This window comes from Citricoccus muralis (assembly GCF_003386075.1).
Classification (GTDB): domain Bacteria; phylum Actinomycetota; class Actinomycetes; order Actinomycetales; family Micrococcaceae; genus Citricoccus; species Citricoccus muralis.
Map to the genome: position 1 here is coordinate 3,070,838 of NZ_QREH01000001.1, position 13,912 is coordinate 3,084,749.

Here is a 13,912-nt window from a genome sequence, read left to right on the forward strand (position 1 = left end):
AACGGCAGGGCTACGGCGGGGAATCCTGACTATCGTACTCCGCCGCCTCTGCCGTCCCCGGCGTTCCCACCTCGCCGCTGCCACGTTGCCGAACCCACGCGAGGACGTCATCGGGGTGGATCCGCCGGTGCGTCCCCCGGTACGTCACGGGGATCTCGCCACGGTCCGCCAACTGGCGCAGGTAGGTGTTGGAGACCCCGGCCAACCGTGCCGCCTGGGAGGTGTTCAGCCACCGGTCCTGCTCGGATACCGTCACCGCCGCGCCCGAGGCGAGCCGGCCGAGCAGCTCGAGCACCGCCGCGGTGGCCGCCGGGCCGAGCCGCACCGTGGTGCCGTCCAGCACCACGGTGGCGTCCGGCGTCGTGCCCGGCTGTCCGGCGGGTGCGGGCGCACCGGTTGCCGTGAGTCCGGGAAGGCGGGAGAGGATCTCCCGCTCGTCCTCGTCGAGGGGCCCGACGGTCAAGCTGCGGGTGAGGATGGGGATCTCTTCGGCCATGAGCCCAACCCTAGTCAGGCTTTCCCGGGGCGTCCGGTGCGCGGGTAGGCTGGGATCCATGCCCTTGCGTAACCGTCGTGCCGCCGCCCTGCCCGCCAAGTTGAGCCGTTCCTGGCTGCTGGTGAACGCGGCGAAGCCGGAGGATTTCGCCCCCGGGCTCGCCTCCGAGGCGGACTCGGTGCTGTTCGACATGGAAGCCGCCGTCCCGGCCGAGAAGAAGGACGCCGCGCGCGCCAACGTGGTGGAGGCCCTCAATGGCGGCATGTCCGCCTGGGTCAGGATCAACGGGATCGACACCGATGACTGGCAGCAGGACCTGGAGGCCCTGTCCGGCACCGAGGGGCTGCGCGGCGTGATGCTGGCCCTGGCCGAGGAGCCCGAGCAGGTCACGCTGACCGCCATGCGCCTGCGCGCCGGGACCCCCGTGATTGCCCTGATCGAGACGGCCGTCGGGCTGGACAACGCCACCGCCGTGGCCAAGGCCCCCGGGACGTTCCGCCTGGCCTTCGGCACCAATGACTTCCGCAAGGACACCGGCATCTCGGACGACCCGATGGCCATGGCCTATGCGCGCTCGCGGCTGGTTATCGCCTCCCGCGTGGGCAAGCTTCCCGGCGCGATCGACGGCCCTCCCGGCGCGGCGGACAACAACGCCACGGTGGTCGAGTCCTCCCGCATCACCCAGTCCATGGGCATGACCGGGCGACTGTGCCTCAACCGCGAGCAGGTCGAATCCATCAACCTGGCCCTGTCCCCGTCCGAGGACGAGGTCTCCTGGGCCGTGGACATGCTGCAGGCCCACCAGGCCGGGGCCTCCGTGGGCGATGGCTCCTACCTGCCCCGCCTGGCCCGCGCGCAGAAGATCGCCGACCTGGCCGATTCGTACGGGCTCTGGAACGCTTGAGACCTCCGACCGGAGGTCACGCTTCGTCACCGGCTAACATCGAACACCCCGCACCCGGTCCTGGGGCGGGTAGATTCTTTCCCGAGAGCACCGGTGTGATCCCCTCCACCCCGGCCGGCCGCACCCGCAAAGGAACACCATGAACAACACCCCTGAATCCACTGAGCCCACCGAGTCCTCCATCGGTTCGTACACCTCAGACCCCTCCACCCCGGCCCCGGGCTCCATTGCCGATTCCGGACAGGGCTCGGCCCGCACCGGCACCGCCCGCGTGAAGCGCGGCCTGGCGGACATGCTCAAGGGCGGCGTGATCATGGATGTGGTCACCGCCGAGCAGGCCAAGATCGCCGAGGACGCCGGCGCCGTGGCCGTCATGGCCCTCGAGCGCGTCCCCGCGGACATCCGCGCCCAGGGCGGGGTGGCCCGCATGTCCGATCCAGACCTGATCGACGGAATCATCGAGGCCGTCTCCATCCCCGTCATGGCCAAGGCCCGCATCGGCCACTTCGTGGAGGCCCAGGTCCTGGAGGCGCTCAAGGTCGACTACATCGACGAGTCCGAGGTCCTCTCCCCGGCCGACTACATCAACCACATCGACAAGTGGGACTACACCGTCCCCTTCGTCTGTGGCGCCACCAACCTCGGCGAGGCCCTGCGCCGCATCACCGAGGGTGCGGCCATGATCCGCTCCAAGGGCGAGGCCGGCACCGGTGACGTCTCCGAGGCCGTCAAGCACATCCGCACCATCCGCGGCGAGATCGCGAAGCTGTCCGCGTTGAGCAAGGACGAGCTGTACGTGGCCGCCAAGGAGCTCCAGGCGCCTTACGAGCTGGTGGCCGAGGTCGCCCGGGAGGGCAAGCTGCCCGTGGTGCTCTTCACCGCCGGCGGCGTGGCCACGCCCGCCGATGCCGCGCTGATGATGCAGCTCGGTGCGGACGGCGTCTTCGTGGGCTCGGGCATCTTCAAGTCCGGCAACCCCGCGGCCCGCGCCGCCGCGATCGTGCGCGCCACGGCGCAGTTCAACGACGCCGGCGCGGTCGCCGCGGCCTCCCGCGGTCTCGGCGAGGCGATGGTCGGCATCAACGTCGGCGACCTGCCCGCCCCGCACCGCCTCGCCGACCGCGGTTGGTGACAGCGGGCCCCGCCTCCGTCGGCGTCTTCGCCCTCCAGGGAGATGTGGCCGAACACGTACGGGTGCTGACCGCCCTCGGGGCGAGCGTCCGGCCGGTGCGTTCCGCCGCGGACCTGACCGGGCTGGACGGCCTGGTCATCCCCGGCGGGGAGTCCTCCGTAATGGACAAACTCTCCCGGCTGCTCGGTGTGGCCCCGGCCATCCGTCAGGCGATCGGGGAGGGCCTGCCGGTCTACGGCACCTGCGCCGGGATGATCATGCTGGCCGAGTCGATTGCCAACCCGATCGCGGGGCAGCAGAGCTTCGGCGGGCTGAACATCACCGTGCAACGCAATGCCTTCGGCTCCCAGGTGGAGTCCTTCGAGACGGCCCTCGAGGTGCCGGAGGTCTCCGGGGACCCCGTGCACGCCGTCTTCATCAGGGCCCCCGCGGTGCTGCGAGCGGAAACGGACGTGCAGGTGCTGGCGAGCGTGCCGGCGTCGTGCCTGGAAAATCCGGAGAACCCGGCCGGGGACATCCCCGTGGCCGTCCGGCAGGGCCGTCTGCTGGCCACGAGTTTCCACCCGGAGGTCACCGGCGACTGGTCCTTCCACCGCTACTTCCTGGAGCACGTGATCCACTGACCTGAGCCCACCTCTCAGTCTCGGTCGGATAGAGTACTTCGCGTTCCAGCAGAGTCGGAGAAGTCGTGTCACCAGGTTCCCCAGAGCATCACCCCGGCACCCGGTTCCGGTCCGATATCCAGGGGCTCCGTGCCCTGGCGGTGCTGCTCGTCCTCCTCTACCACGCTGGCCTGCCGTTCGCTCCCGGTGGTTACGTGGGCGTGGACATCTTCTTCGTCATCTCCGGATACCTGATCACGTCCGGGCTGCTCGCCCGCATCCGGGAGCACGGCCGGCTGGACCTCGTGGACTTCTACGGACGGCGGGTCCGGCGCATCCTCCCGGCGGCCCTGGTGGCGCTGATCGGCACGGTGCTGCTGACCCTGGCGATCCTGCCGCGCTCCCGCTGGGATGCGATCGCCACCGAGGCCACGGGCAGTGTGCTGTTCGTGGTCAACTGGATCCTCGGTCAGGGGTCCACGGACTATCTGCGCCAGGACGAGGCCGCCAGTCCGCTGCAGCACTACTGGTCGATCGCCGTGGAGGAGCAGTTCTACCTGCTCTGGCCCCTGGTGCTCATCCTCGTCCTGGTGATCGCCCGCCGCCGTCACGCTCGCCAGGAGCGGCCCGACGCAGGCGGGTCCCGGCACCGTGCTGCGTCCAGTCTCGCGGTGATCCAGCGGCAGTGGATCGTGGGGGCCGCGGTGGTCCTGTTCATCGGCTCACTGGTGCACTCCCTGCACCTCACGGCGGTGAATCCGGGGATGGCGTACTTCGCCACCACCACACGTATCCACGAGCTCGGGGTGGGCGTGCTTCTGGCCCTGTTCGCCACCCGCCTGGCGAACCTGCCCCGACGGTGGGCCCTGGCCTTGGGCTGGGCCGGGCTGGCCGCCATGATCGGGGCCGGAGTGTCCTTCAGCGGAGCGACGTCCTTTCCTGGCACGGCAGCCCTGGTGCCGACCCTCGGTGCTGCGGCCGTGATCGTCTCCGGTCTGAACTCCCGGGAGCGTTCAGGCGTCGGCTCGCTGTTGTCCCTGCGTCCTATGACGGCTGTCGGGGACCTCTCCTACTCGCTGTACTTGTGGCACTGGCCGCTGATCGTCATGGCCACGTTCCTCTTCGGCGGGCTGCCCTGGTACGTCGGGACGGCGGTCGCGGCCCTGTCTTTCCTGCCGGCCTGGGCCAGCTACCGGTGGGTGGAGAAGCCGTTCCAGCGTTGGACCGTCGTCAGGCCCCCCTGGAAGGCGATCCAGGTCGGGCTCGCCGCCTCGCTCGCGGTCATCGTCGGGACGGCGTCCCTGGACCTCGCCACGTCCCGAACCGGCCCCCAGGGCTGGCAGCCGCCCACCTATGCGGAGGCGTTGGATGAGGCTGCATCGGAGCAGTCGGACCCGACCGAGGGAGACGAAGGCGGTCAGGGCGGCGAAGGCACCGAGGCGGGGCCCGTGCTGCTCGGGGGTGAGCTGCTGCAGGCGGACCCGCAGGCCGCCCTGGGCCACACGCCGGTCGAGGCGCTGCTGCCCGGGGCGGACACGGTGGACCTCGACCTGCCGGAGGCGTACGCCCAGGACTGCGTGCAGAGTGATCGGGAGACTGAGCCGCTCGCCTGTACCTACGGTCCTGACGACTCCGAGTTCCGCGTGGCCCTGACCGGCGACTCCCACGCGGCCCATTGGCAGGCCGCCGTGAACCGGCTGGCCGCCGAGAACGGCTGGCAGGTCAGCACCTACCTGAAGTCCTCCTGCCCCCTCACTGCCGGCCAGGTGCTGCTGGAGGAGGACGTGTTCTCTGAGTGCGAGCGGTGGAACGCCGGGGTGATGGAGAAATTGCGGGCCGGGGACTATGACCTCGTCCTGACGTCCTCCTTCATCTACGAGGCGCCCGAGGACCAGACCTCCGTGCCGGAAGGCCAGGCCGCGGCGTGGAACGCGCTGGAGGAGAGCGGGATCCCGGTCGGCGTGATCATCGACCCGCCGATTCCCGGTTACAACATCCCGGAGTGCATCGAGACTCGCCCGGACACCTATGTCCAGGAGTGTGGCTTCGCCGCGAACGAGGCCGAGCCCTCGGGGGCCGACCAGCAGCGTGTGGCCCTGGAGCGTGCCGCGGCAGCGGTTCCCGTGGACCTGGTCGGCGGCATCTGCCCGGACGGCACCTGCCCCGCGGTCATCGGGACGGTGGTGGTGTGGCGGGACAAGAACCACCTCACCTCGACGTATGCCGAGTCGATGGCCCCCTGGCTCGGTGAGGTGCTGGAAAGTCAGGACCTGATCCCGGCACTCCAGTAGGAAGAAGCACCGGGCGTTCGGCCTGAGGCGGCTCAGGCGCCCTTCTGGCTCATGGCCTCCTGGATCGGGGTGCCGTCGAGGAGGATCTGGGCGGCGTAGACGCCGGCGTTGGCCAGGGCGGTGTTCTCCAGCTGGGCGATGATGCGCGGATCATCGCAGGTGCCGGAGGAGATCGGGGTGCCGGTCAGGTCCACGGTCACGGTGTCGCCGGAGATGGAGACCTCCGTGACCTCGAGTTCGGACTGGTAGAGCGAGTTGGTCAGGCCGGAACCGACCTCGTACTCGGACTGGTCCAGCAGCACCTGGAGGCCGGCTTCCACGAAGGACGGGTCACCCACGTCTCCGACGCCCGAGACCGGGGCGGTGGACTCCATCAGGCTGCTGTCCCCACACCCCGGGAACTCGATGCCCTCGAGGTTGTCCATCGCCACCCAGTACACGGTGGCCTCGGTGGCGCCCTGTGCGGTCTCCGATGCGGACGCAGAACCCGACGCAGAACCGGACGCTGAGGCGGAGGGGGAACCGGACGGGGCCGAGCTGGCCGAAGGGGACGCGGTGGCAGAATCGCTTGGCGTCGCTGACTCCGTTGCCGGCATCGACTCGGTGGCCGACGCGCTGGCGCTGGCGGTGTCACTCGGGGAGGTGGTGGGACTCTCGGAGGCCTCGCCGCCGCCCGTTCCACAGGCGGTCAGGCCGAGGGACAGCACGGCGGTCAGGGCCGCCGTGACAAGGAATGGGCGTCGGGCGGTTCGCGTCTGGCTCATACCCTGAGCCTAGACGAGGTCGGCGCCTAGACTTGCCCCATGATGGACTGGATCGCCTCCCTGCCGCTGGTCTGGGCCATCCTCCTGTTCTGGGGCGGCGCCCTGTGCCGCTCCACCGCCACATACGTCCTCGGCCGGGGGATCGCCGCCGGGGCCGAGCACACCGCCCTGCGCCGCTACATGTCCGGCCCGGTCTACCTGCGCGCCATGGGGTTCATCGACCGCTGGGGGCCCTGGGCCATTCCATTCTGCTTCCTCACGGTCGGCATCCAGACCGCCGTCATCGGCACAGCTGGAGTGACGCGCATGCGGTGGCGCCGGTTCATCCCCGCCGCCCTGCTCGGATCCCTGATCTGGGGCATCATCTACGGGACCGTCGGCATGGCCGTCGTCTGGGCGGTCATCACCACAGCACTAGCGAGCCCGGTGGCGCTGCTCGCGCTGGTCCTGGTGCTGGCCGGCGTCGTGGTGTTGATCCTGTGGCGCACGGGCGGCCTCGCCCGGTTGCGGGCCTCGCGCGCCCAGCGCAGGGCCCGCCAGGCGGCCCGGCATCAGCCGGCGACCACGTCCGACGCCGGCCGGTAGTCCAGTTGCGGGTCCAGCCCCAGCGGTCCGGCCACGGCGTCGGTGACCCCCTGGTGGGTGAGGACGCCCTCGTGGGCGTTCAGCCCGGACAGCAGCCCTTCGTCCGCGGCGAGGGCCTCACGCCAGCCGTGATCGGCGATCCGCAGGATGTAGGGCAGCGTGGCGTTGGTGAGGGCCGCCGTCGAGGTCTGGGGGACGGCCCCGGGGATGTTGGCCACGCAGTAGTAGATCTGCTCACCCACCCGGAAGGTCGGTTCCTGGTGGGTGGTGGGCCGGGAGTTCTCGAAGCAGCCGCCCTGGTCGATCGCGATGTCCACGAGTACTGAGCCGGGGCGCATGGACGCCACCATGTCCGCGGTGACCAGCTTGGGGGCTGCCGCGCCGGGGATGAGTACCGAGCCGATCACCAGGTCGGCATTCGCCACGGTCTCGGCGATGTGCATCTTCGAGGAGGCCAGCGTGTGCAACCGCCCCTGGTGCGCGGTGTCCAGTTCGGTGAGACGGCTGAGGTTGATGTCCAGGACGGTCACATCGGCACCCATGCCGGCGGCGACCACGGCAGCCGCCTCGCCGGCGACGCCGGCCCCGATCACGGCCACGCGGGCCTGCCGGGTTCCGGGTACGCCGCTCATGAGGATGCCGGAGCCGCCCTGGGCCTGGGTCAGGTGGTAGGCGCCGGCCAGGGGAGCGAGGCGTCCGGCGACTTGGCTCATGGGGGCCAGTAGCGGCAGGGCGTGCCCGCGGGTGACGGTCTCGTAGGCGATGGCCGTGGTACCGGACTCGAGCACGGCGTGGGTGAGCTTCGGATCGGCGGCGAGGTGCAGATAGGTGAACAGAATCTGCCCCCGGCGCATCAGCTGCCATTCGGGGCCCACCGGCTCCTTGACCTTGAGCACCAGGGCGGCCTGGTCCCAGATCTCCTCGGCCGAGGACACGATGCGGGCTCCGGCTTGCCGGTAGTCCTCATCCGAAGTGCCCGAGCCGAGCCCGGCCCCAGACTGGACCATGACCTCGTGCTGGTGGTGGACGAGTTCCGTGACGCCGACGGGGGTGAGGCCGACGCGGAATTCGTTGTTCTTGATTTCAGTGGGGACGCCGATGAGCATGATTCGACGTTAGCCTGCTGGACCCGTTTCAGGGAGGAGCGATTCCGGCACCATACTGGGCATGTGGACTACGAGATCATCACCACCGTCATCGCCGGGCTGCTGTTGGTGGTGGCCGTGCTCGGCACCATCATCCCGATCCTGCCCGGTTCCATCCTGACCGTCCTCACGCTCATCGGCTGGGCGTGGATCCTCGGCTCGCCTGCCGCCTGGACCGCCGCGATCATCGGGGCCGGTCTGGCCATCGCCGGCCTGAGCGCGTCAGCAGTACTGACCGGCCGGAAGATGAAGCGCGAGCAGATTCCGAGCGGCCCAGTCCTGGTGGGCGTGGTGTGCGCGATCGTGGGCATGTTCGTGATCCCCGTGGTCGGGCTATTCGTCGGCTTCGCCGTGGGCCTGCTGGCCGCGGAGTTCGCCCGGCGCCGGGACCTGAAGGCCGCCGCGCGATCCTCCTGGGAGGCGCTGAAGTCCATGGGACTCGGCATCCTCGTGGAGTTCGGCTGTGCCTCGCTGGCCGCCTCGTCCTTCGCGATCGGGGTGCTCGTCCACTTCCTCAACCGCTGAGGCGCTCAGGCCGGAAGCGCCGGCTCTCGCAGGTCCTGGCTGGCCGGCTCCGCATGATCAAAGGCCAGGACAACGACGACGGCGCGTCACCTTCGCAAGGTGACGCGCCGCCGTCGTTGGTGGGGGTGGGGACCCGATCAGATGATCGGGCGGCCCGCCTTCTTGGACTCCGAGACGTCGCGGAAGAAGCCGCGCGCGATGAAGAACAGGACGGCGGCCACGATCACGGGCCACATCAGTACGTACACAGTCAGCAGAAGTGTTGTCATGGTGGTTCCTTTCTGGTTCGTCGCGGCCGGTCAGTCGCGCTGGGAGTCGGCCGAGGAAGATCCCCCGGACGTCTCCGATGCCTTGGCGGCGGCAGCGGCCGCCACGATCTGCTCGGCCGTCTGCGGGCTGTCCGGGTCGAAGTCGCCGGTGATGTCCTTGATGACGTCGAAGTCGAAGTTCTGCTTCGACCGGACCGACATCAGATAGCAGACCAGGAAGGAGACCGCGTAGGCGACCAGCGAGGCGGAGAGCACCGTGTAGTCACGCAGGCCGTCGGTGAAGATCCCGGCAAACGTGAACGGCGCGGCCGCCACGGTGGCGATCCCGCCGACCCAGATCGCCGGCTTCAGTCCGAAGAACCCGAAGGACATGATGCCCAGCACCACGCCGATGCCGACCGTGGCCAACAGCTCGACGCTGAAGCCGAGGACGCCGGTGAACGGGATCCATTCGAAGCGCACCGGCAGGAAGGCCACGAGGGCGGCGAGCACCGAGACGGAGAAGGCCGCGTTGGTGACCTTCGGCCAGTAGAACGAGGCGATGACCGGGAACACCAGGCAGCCCCACAGGGCACCGACGAACACCAACAGATCGAGGATGTTGAATTGCGCCGTGGCGAAATACAATCCCGCGCCCGTGGCCACGATCATGCTGATGCGGCCGACCAGCAGCATGGTCTTCGGGTTGGCCTTCTTCTTGCCGACGGACTGGCCGTAGATGTCCGCCATGACGATGGAGGACAGGGCGGCCAGATCGGAGTCAGCGGTGGAGGACAGGGCGCCGATGATCATGATGAACGCCAGGCCCAACAGGATCGGGCCGAGGTAGGTGCCGGCCATCTGCGGGATGAGGTTGTTGACGTCACCGTTCATGGGCTCCACGCCCAGGTACAGCGCCATCACACCGAGCATGCCGATGCCGATCACCGAGCCGCCGTAGCCGATGGTGGCGGTCACGAAAGTCGGCTTGATGAGATCCTCCCGCACTGCGAACAGACGCTGCGCGATGGTCTGGTTGCCGATCGCGTAGGCCAGGACGGCCGCGATGTACGGGGCGCCCTGGTTCATGAAGGCCTCGGAGGAGAAGAAGTTCTCCTGCTGTGGGGTGACGTTGCCGGCAGCCACGCCGGCCTCGAACATGCCCGGCCCGCCGGCCACGAAGAAGATCACGGGGATGATGATGGCGGCCGCGCCGAGCATGAACATCACCTGGGCGAAGTCGGTCAGCACCGAGGCGCGGAAGCCGGACCACAAGGTGTACATCAACACGCCCGCGGCCACGATCACGATGCCCGCGCCGAAACTCAGCGGGGACAGCATCGAGATGAGGGCGCCGCCGGCGATGAAGTTGGAGGTCAACGAGATCAGTGAGCCCAGGACGTTGGATCCGGCCAGCATCAGCTGGGAGGACCGTCCGTGCCGCGCGTACATGACCTCGGCCAAGGTGTGGGCCTTCGGGGCAACCTTGCGGATGCGCTTGCCGAAGGGGTAGATGAAGAGGATCATCAGGGCTCCCCAGAGCCCGTAGTGGATGGGGCCGGAGATGCCGTATGTGTAGCCCGCGGTGGCGGAGGCGTACATGGACGAGGCCCAGATCCAGGTGGCGGTCATCGATGCCGCGGAGATGCCGAATCCGATGTTGTTGCCGGCGGTCATGTAGCCGTCGGCATTCTCCTTCTTCCGGCTGATGCCCACGGACATCCACATGGTTCCGCCGTAGAAGAGGACCAGCAGCAACACCACTGCCATGATTCCTAGTTGATTGATCTCCTGAGCGGGTGGCATCCCGATCCTTTCATCTCGGCGACAATGACAGCGGCCCACGGGGCTGGCGTTCAGTCCCCGCGGACCGTGGTACGTAGCCGTCTCCGGCTACCAGCGGCCCCCTCGGGCCGCTTGCGATGGCCCCGTTCGGGCCCCGCGACAGCTCTTCAGGCTGCCTCCGGCGGGAGCCATTTCAGCGGGTCTGCATGTCGTGTCCATGCACCCTGCTGGGCTCTCTCACACCGGCGTTGGCAATGAAGCCAACCGCTGAAGTCTCTCATGTTTGCAACCGCAATACCAGTTCGGATGGCTGATCTTGAAGGAAAGTGCCTTGTCAGAAAGGGGTTTCCAGGATCTTCACAGGCGGCCATGGGCGGGCTCTGGGCAAGTCCGTGAGGATGTGGGAGCGCGGGGGACACCTGCGAATTCGAAGGGTGGCCAGTGAGCGAGTATGATGGCTGAGCGCCTTCCGGCGATGCGTCGGGATCCGCGGGGCCTTAGCTCAGTTGGTAGAGCGTTTCGTTCGCAATGAAGAGGTCAGGGGTTCGATTCCCCTAGGCTCCACAATGTGATGAGTCGGGACAGGGGTTACACCTGAGTCGCGTCATCGGTGACAGTTGAACGGGAGTCCGGCCATCGGCCGGGCTCCCGTTTCTCATGTCTTGAGCACCTCAAGCCCGCGCTTGGGCGGACGGCGAACTGGTCAGGAATCGAGAAGCGCCCCGGTTGGCGCCGCCGTTAGTGTGGTCGGCACCAACCAGGTGAGACCGAGGAGAAGCGACGATGACGACTCACGGCGATTCCGCAGGTGGATTCTCTGCACAGGAGAAAGCCTCCATGAAGGAGCGTGCCGCCGAGCTGAAGGCAGACGCCAAGCGGGCCAAGGGAGCGAAGAAGGCGGCTGCGGAAGAGGCGGACCTTCTCGCGAAGATCGCGCAGATGCCCGAGGGGGACCGGGAGATGGCCGAACGGCTGCACTCGATCGTCACCACGGTGGCGCCCGACCTGGCGCCGAAGCTCTACTACGGTCAGCCCGGATATAACCGGGACGGAAAGGTCGTGGTCTTCTTCCGCAGTGGGCAGATGGACCAGGAGCGATACTCGACCTTCGGTGTCAGCTCGAAGGCGGCCCTCGACGAGGCTGATGGCTTCTGGCCGACCTCGTACGCCCTCATCGATCCGACCGAGAAGGCCTGGGAGCGGCTCGCAGACGTCGTCCGACGCGCGGCGGGAGCGGAGTAGCGGGCGCTACTTCGCGGCCAGCTCCGGGTGGAACTTCTCAGTGACCTTCGGGTGCGCGCGGACGAAGCCCTTGAGCATGTTGGAGCCGAACGAGGCCAGCATGGGGTTGTCCGGATCGTCGGAGACGCCGCGGGCCTCTGCGGCCAGCTCGGCCGGCAGGTCCACGGGCTCGATCACGGCGTCCAGGCGCGGGGAATAGAAGAACGGCACGGAATAGCGGTCCACGCCCTCGTCCGGGGCGACGGCCCGGTGGATGGTGGCCATGAGGTATCCGTTGGTGGCCACCTCGAGCATCTCGCCCAGGTTGACGACCAGGGCGCCGTGGATCGGCTCGACGGGCAGCCAGTGCTCCTGGCCATAGGGGCGTACCTCGAGGCCGCCCACCAGGTCCTGCAGCAGCAGGGTGATGAAGCCGTAGTCGGCATGCAGGCCGACGCCCTGAGTACCGGCCTCCTTCACGCCGCCGACATAGTGGGCCAGCTTGCCCATCCAGGCGCGGTCGCCACTGAACGGCTCCGCGAAGTGGTCCTCGTCCAAGCCGATGGAGACGCACAGGGCCTTCAGCAGATCCTCGCCGACGCGGTCCATCAGCGCCGTCCAGTCCATGGCGGCCCGCTCGAGTTCCGGCATGTCCGCAGGCCACTGGTTGGGGCCCTGCAGGTGCCAGTACTCCTCGCCCGGTGTGATCTGCTCGGCCGGGACCGGGGCGCGGTCCGGGGAGAAGTCGATCTGCTCACGCGAGTCCGGGCGTCCCTGGGTGCGCTCGGAGCCTACCGAGGAGTAGCCGCGGTAGTGCGGGGAGTTCTGGTTGTGCAGGGCCAGCTTCTCCTCGTCCGGCCGGGCGAAGAAGTCGGCGGTGACGCGGAACAGGTCATCCACCTGGCCGGCCGCGGCGCCGTAGTTGACGATCTGGAAGAAGCCCACGTGGTGGGCGGCATGGCGCAACCGGTCCAGGAAATCCGGGGCGAACGAGCCGTCGACGGCCCGCATGGTGGACAGGTCCAGGACCGGGATGTCCAACGGGGCCCCGGTGGTGATGGAGTCGTCAGAGAGCGCAGAAGTCATGGAACCAGTCAACGACGCCGGCCGGCGCCCGTGCTTCTACGTTGCCTTGCGCTACCCCGGGTGACGGCATTTCGTCACATGGTGGCGTTCGGTGCCCCAGTGGTCTTTAATGCCCACTCCAGGAAGGCCTGCCCGGCTTCCTCGTGCCGCGCCTCGGACGTCCCGAAACCATGGGCGGCCAGGTCCTCACTGGTCATCACCCGGTACGGGGTCTCCGGGACGCCGTCCTCGTGCCGGACATCCACGTGCACCACCGGCGCCCCGCGCGCTTGCAGCCAGTCCGCCATGGCGTAGTCCGTGCGGGAGTCCCCGCAGGTGAACCAGCGCATCGGCAGTTCCCCGTCGGCAGCGATCAGGGCCCAGGAGCGTTCCGCGCCCAGGTCCTTGCCACTGGAGACGTGCTCGACGTCCGAGGAGATGATGGTCGAGTCCAGCTGGAAAGCCTCGGCGGAACGATCCTCGGCGAGGAGGTCCGCCACACGGTCCTCGAAGTCGCGCTGAGCTGCGCGGTAGCGCTCCGGGGACTCGCCCACGTTCATCTCGGCCGAGAACATGGCCAGCTTCGTGTCGTCGTAGAACATGGTGTCCGTGTAGTCGCCCACCAGTCGGACCAAGCGGGACTCCAGGTCCGCTGGGAGCCGCATGCGGGCGTCGACCCCCATCCAGGCGGGCACCCCGTGGCCGCGCGTGGCCCGGGGCAGGCCGGCGTCGGGATCCCCGCCAGTGCCGCCCTGACCCGCTCCGCCCTGACCGGTGCCGCCGTCCCCGGCGTTACGGGCTGCCGTTTCGGTCAGAGAAGCGAAGGAGAAGTGGACCGCGCCCTTCTCGCACACCGCATGGAATCGGGCGTCGCCCGGTAGGCCGGCGGCCAGGAGTGGGGTGGCCACGTGCTGCAGAACGAAGTCGGCGGACCGGCCGGTGTTGAAGACCACGGGGATGCCTCGGCCCGCCAGGGAGACCAGTGCCGTGACGATGCCGTCCGGCACCCGGCGGGTCTCGGGCGAGGCGATGGGGCCGTCGACGTCCAGGAGCAGTCCAAGCGGGGGCACAGTGCGCATGTCACCAGATTACGGGCGGACCGGATGCCAGACCGTGGCCCGTCGCCTAATGTGGTGCGGACTACTGTCC

At 68.6% G+C, this 13,912-nt stretch carries 14 protein-coding genes and 1 tRNA gene; 8 read left to right on the forward strand and 7 right to left on the reverse strand.

What is annotated here, in order from left to right; genetic code table 11:
- Positions 1–10 precede the first annotated feature (10 nt).
- On the reverse strand, positions 11–496 hold the full coding sequence (locus C8E99_RS13695; RefSeq protein WP_115932761.1) for a helix-turn-helix domain-containing protein: 486 nt from the start codon (positions 494–496) through the stop codon (positions 11–13).
- Between the two features lie 58 nt (positions 497–554).
- Between C8E99_RS13695 and C8E99_RS13700 the strand changes: the two genes are divergently transcribed.
- The 4 genes from C8E99_RS13700 (at position 555) to C8E99_RS13715 (ending at position 5,425) form a co-directional block, all read left to right on the forward strand.
- A complete protein-coding gene (locus C8E99_RS13700) occupies positions 555–1,400 on the forward strand; it encodes an HpcH/HpaI aldolase/citrate lyase family protein (protein WP_115932762.1) in 846 nt (281 codons plus the stop codon).
- Between the two features lie 139 nt (positions 1,401–1,539).
- Positions 1,540–2,532: a pyridoxal 5'-phosphate synthase lyase subunit PdxS gene (pdxS, locus tag C8E99_RS13705; RefSeq protein WP_281269070.1), complete on the forward strand. Its 993-nt coding sequence runs from the start codon at positions 1,540–1,542 to the stop codon at positions 2,530–2,532.
- A complete protein-coding gene (gene pdxT, locus C8E99_RS13710; protein WP_115932763.1) occupies positions 2,529–3,155 on the forward strand; it encodes a pyridoxal 5'-phosphate synthase glutaminase subunit PdxT in 627 nt (208 codons plus the stop codon). Before pdxS ends, pdxT begins: the two co-directional genes overlap by 4 nt.
- Positions 3,156–3,220: 65 nt before the next feature.
- Positions 3,221–5,425: an acyltransferase family protein gene (locus C8E99_RS13715; RefSeq protein ID WP_115932764.1), complete on the forward strand. Its 2,205-nt coding sequence runs from the start codon at positions 3,221–3,223 to the stop codon at positions 5,423–5,425.
- Between the two features lie 32 nt (positions 5,426–5,457).
- On the opposite strand, the gene C8E99_RS15795 is transcribed toward C8E99_RS13715, so the two are convergent.
- Entirely contained in the window at positions 5,458–6,189 is a 732-nt protein-coding gene (locus tag C8E99_RS15795) for a GerMN domain-containing protein (RefSeq protein WP_147301243.1), read from the reverse strand.
- Between the two features lie 39 nt (positions 6,190–6,228).
- Here C8E99_RS15795 and C8E99_RS13730 point away from each other — a divergent pair, with 39 nt between their 5' ends.
- Positions 6,229–6,774 (forward strand): DedA family protein, encoded by a 546-nt coding sequence (locus C8E99_RS13730; protein ID WP_115932767.1) that lies wholly within the window; start codon positions 6,229–6,231, stop codon positions 6,772–6,774.
- Here the strand turns inward: C8E99_RS13730 and ald are convergent.
- Positions 6,741–7,880 (reverse strand): alanine dehydrogenase, encoded by a 1,140-nt coding sequence (gene ald, locus C8E99_RS13735; protein WP_115932768.1) that lies wholly within the window; start codon positions 7,878–7,880, stop codon positions 6,741–6,743. The two genes, C8E99_RS13730 and ald, sit on opposite strands and share 34 nt — an antisense overlap.
- Before the next feature lie 63 nt (positions 7,881–7,943).
- On the opposite strand from ald, the gene C8E99_RS13740 reads away from it, so the two are divergent.
- Positions 7,944–8,444 (forward strand): DUF456 domain-containing protein, encoded by a 501-nt coding sequence (locus C8E99_RS13740; RefSeq protein ID WP_115932769.1) that lies wholly within the window; start codon positions 7,944–7,946, stop codon positions 8,442–8,444.
- A gap of 137 nt (positions 8,445–8,581) precedes the next feature.
- Here C8E99_RS13740 and C8E99_RS16085 read toward each other — a convergent pair whose 3' ends face one another.
- Positions 8,582–8,713 (reverse strand): putative transporter small subunit, encoded by a 132-nt coding sequence (locus C8E99_RS16085; protein ID WP_211309057.1) that lies wholly within the window; start codon positions 8,711–8,713, stop codon positions 8,582–8,584.
- Between the two features lie 30 nt (positions 8,714–8,743).
- Positions 8,744–10,498: a sodium:solute symporter family protein gene (locus C8E99_RS13745; protein WP_115932770.1), complete on the reverse strand. Its 1,755-nt coding sequence runs from the start codon at positions 10,496–10,498 to the stop codon at positions 8,744–8,746.
- 470 nt (positions 10,499–10,968) lie between these two features.
- On the opposite strand from C8E99_RS13745, the gene C8E99_RS13750 reads away from it, so the two are divergent.
- Together C8E99_RS13750 and C8E99_RS13755 are read left to right on the forward strand one after the other, a co-directional pair.
- Positions 10,969–11,041 (forward strand) — tRNA-Ala (locus C8E99_RS13750).
- A gap of 273 nt (positions 11,042–11,314) precedes the next feature.
- On the forward strand, positions 11,315–11,719 hold the full coding sequence (locus C8E99_RS13755; protein ID WP_245952353.1) for a DUF1801 domain-containing protein: 405 nt from the start codon (positions 11,315–11,317) through the stop codon (positions 11,717–11,719).
- A gap of 6 nt (positions 11,720–11,725) precedes the next feature.
- Here C8E99_RS13755 and C8E99_RS13760 read toward each other — a convergent pair whose 3' ends face one another.
- A complete protein-coding gene (locus C8E99_RS13760; RefSeq protein WP_115932772.1) occupies positions 11,726–12,784 on the reverse strand; it encodes an isopenicillin N synthase family dioxygenase in 1,059 nt (352 codons plus the stop codon).
- Positions 12,785–12,858: 74 nt separating this feature from the next.
- Positions 12,859–13,842, reverse strand: coding sequence for a Cof-type HAD-IIB family hydrolase (locus C8E99_RS13765; RefSeq protein WP_115932773.1), 984 nt, complete (start codon positions 13,840–13,842; stop codon positions 12,859–12,861).
- Positions 13,843–13,912: the final 70 nt, after the last annotated feature.

Coding starts and splice junctions, on each gene's coding strand:
- C8E99_RS13695 (WP_115932761.1), bottom strand. CDS start 496: ATGGCCGAAGAGATCCCCATCCTCACCCGCAGCTTGACCGTCGGGCCC.
- C8E99_RS13700 (WP_115932762.1), top strand. CDS start 555: ATGCCCTTGCGTAACCGTCGTGCCGCCGCCCTGCCCGCCAAGTTGAGC.
- pdxS (WP_281269070.1), top strand. CDS start 1,540: ATGAACAACACCCCTGAATCCACTGAGCCCACCGAGTCCTCCATCGGT.
- C8E99_RS15795 (WP_147301243.1), bottom strand. CDS start 6,189: ATGAGCCAGACGCGAACCGCCCGACGCCCATTCCTTGTCACGGCGGCC.
- C8E99_RS13730 (WP_115932767.1), top strand. CDS start 6,229: ATGATGGACTGGATCGCCTCCCTGCCGCTGGTCTGGGCCATCCTCCTG.
- ald (WP_115932768.1), bottom strand. CDS start 7,880: ATGCTCATCGGCGTCCCCACTGAAATCAAGAACAACGAATTCCGCGTC.
- C8E99_RS16085 (WP_211309057.1), bottom strand. CDS start 8,713: ATGACAACACTTCTGCTGACTGTGTACGTACTGATGTGGCCCGTGATC.
- C8E99_RS13745 (WP_115932770.1), bottom strand. CDS start 10,498: ATGCCACCCGCTCAGGAGATCAATCAACTAGGAATCATGGCAGTGGTG.
- C8E99_RS13755 (WP_245952353.1), top strand. CDS start 11,315: ATGAAGGAGCGTGCCGCCGAGCTGAAGGCAGACGCCAAGCGGGCCAAG.
- C8E99_RS13760 (WP_115932772.1), bottom strand. CDS start 12,784: ATGACTTCTGCGCTCTCTGACGACTCCATCACCACCGGGGCCCCGTTG.
- C8E99_RS13765 (WP_115932773.1), bottom strand. CDS start 13,842: ATGCGCACTGTGCCCCCGCTTGGACTGCTCCTGGACGTCGACGGCCCC.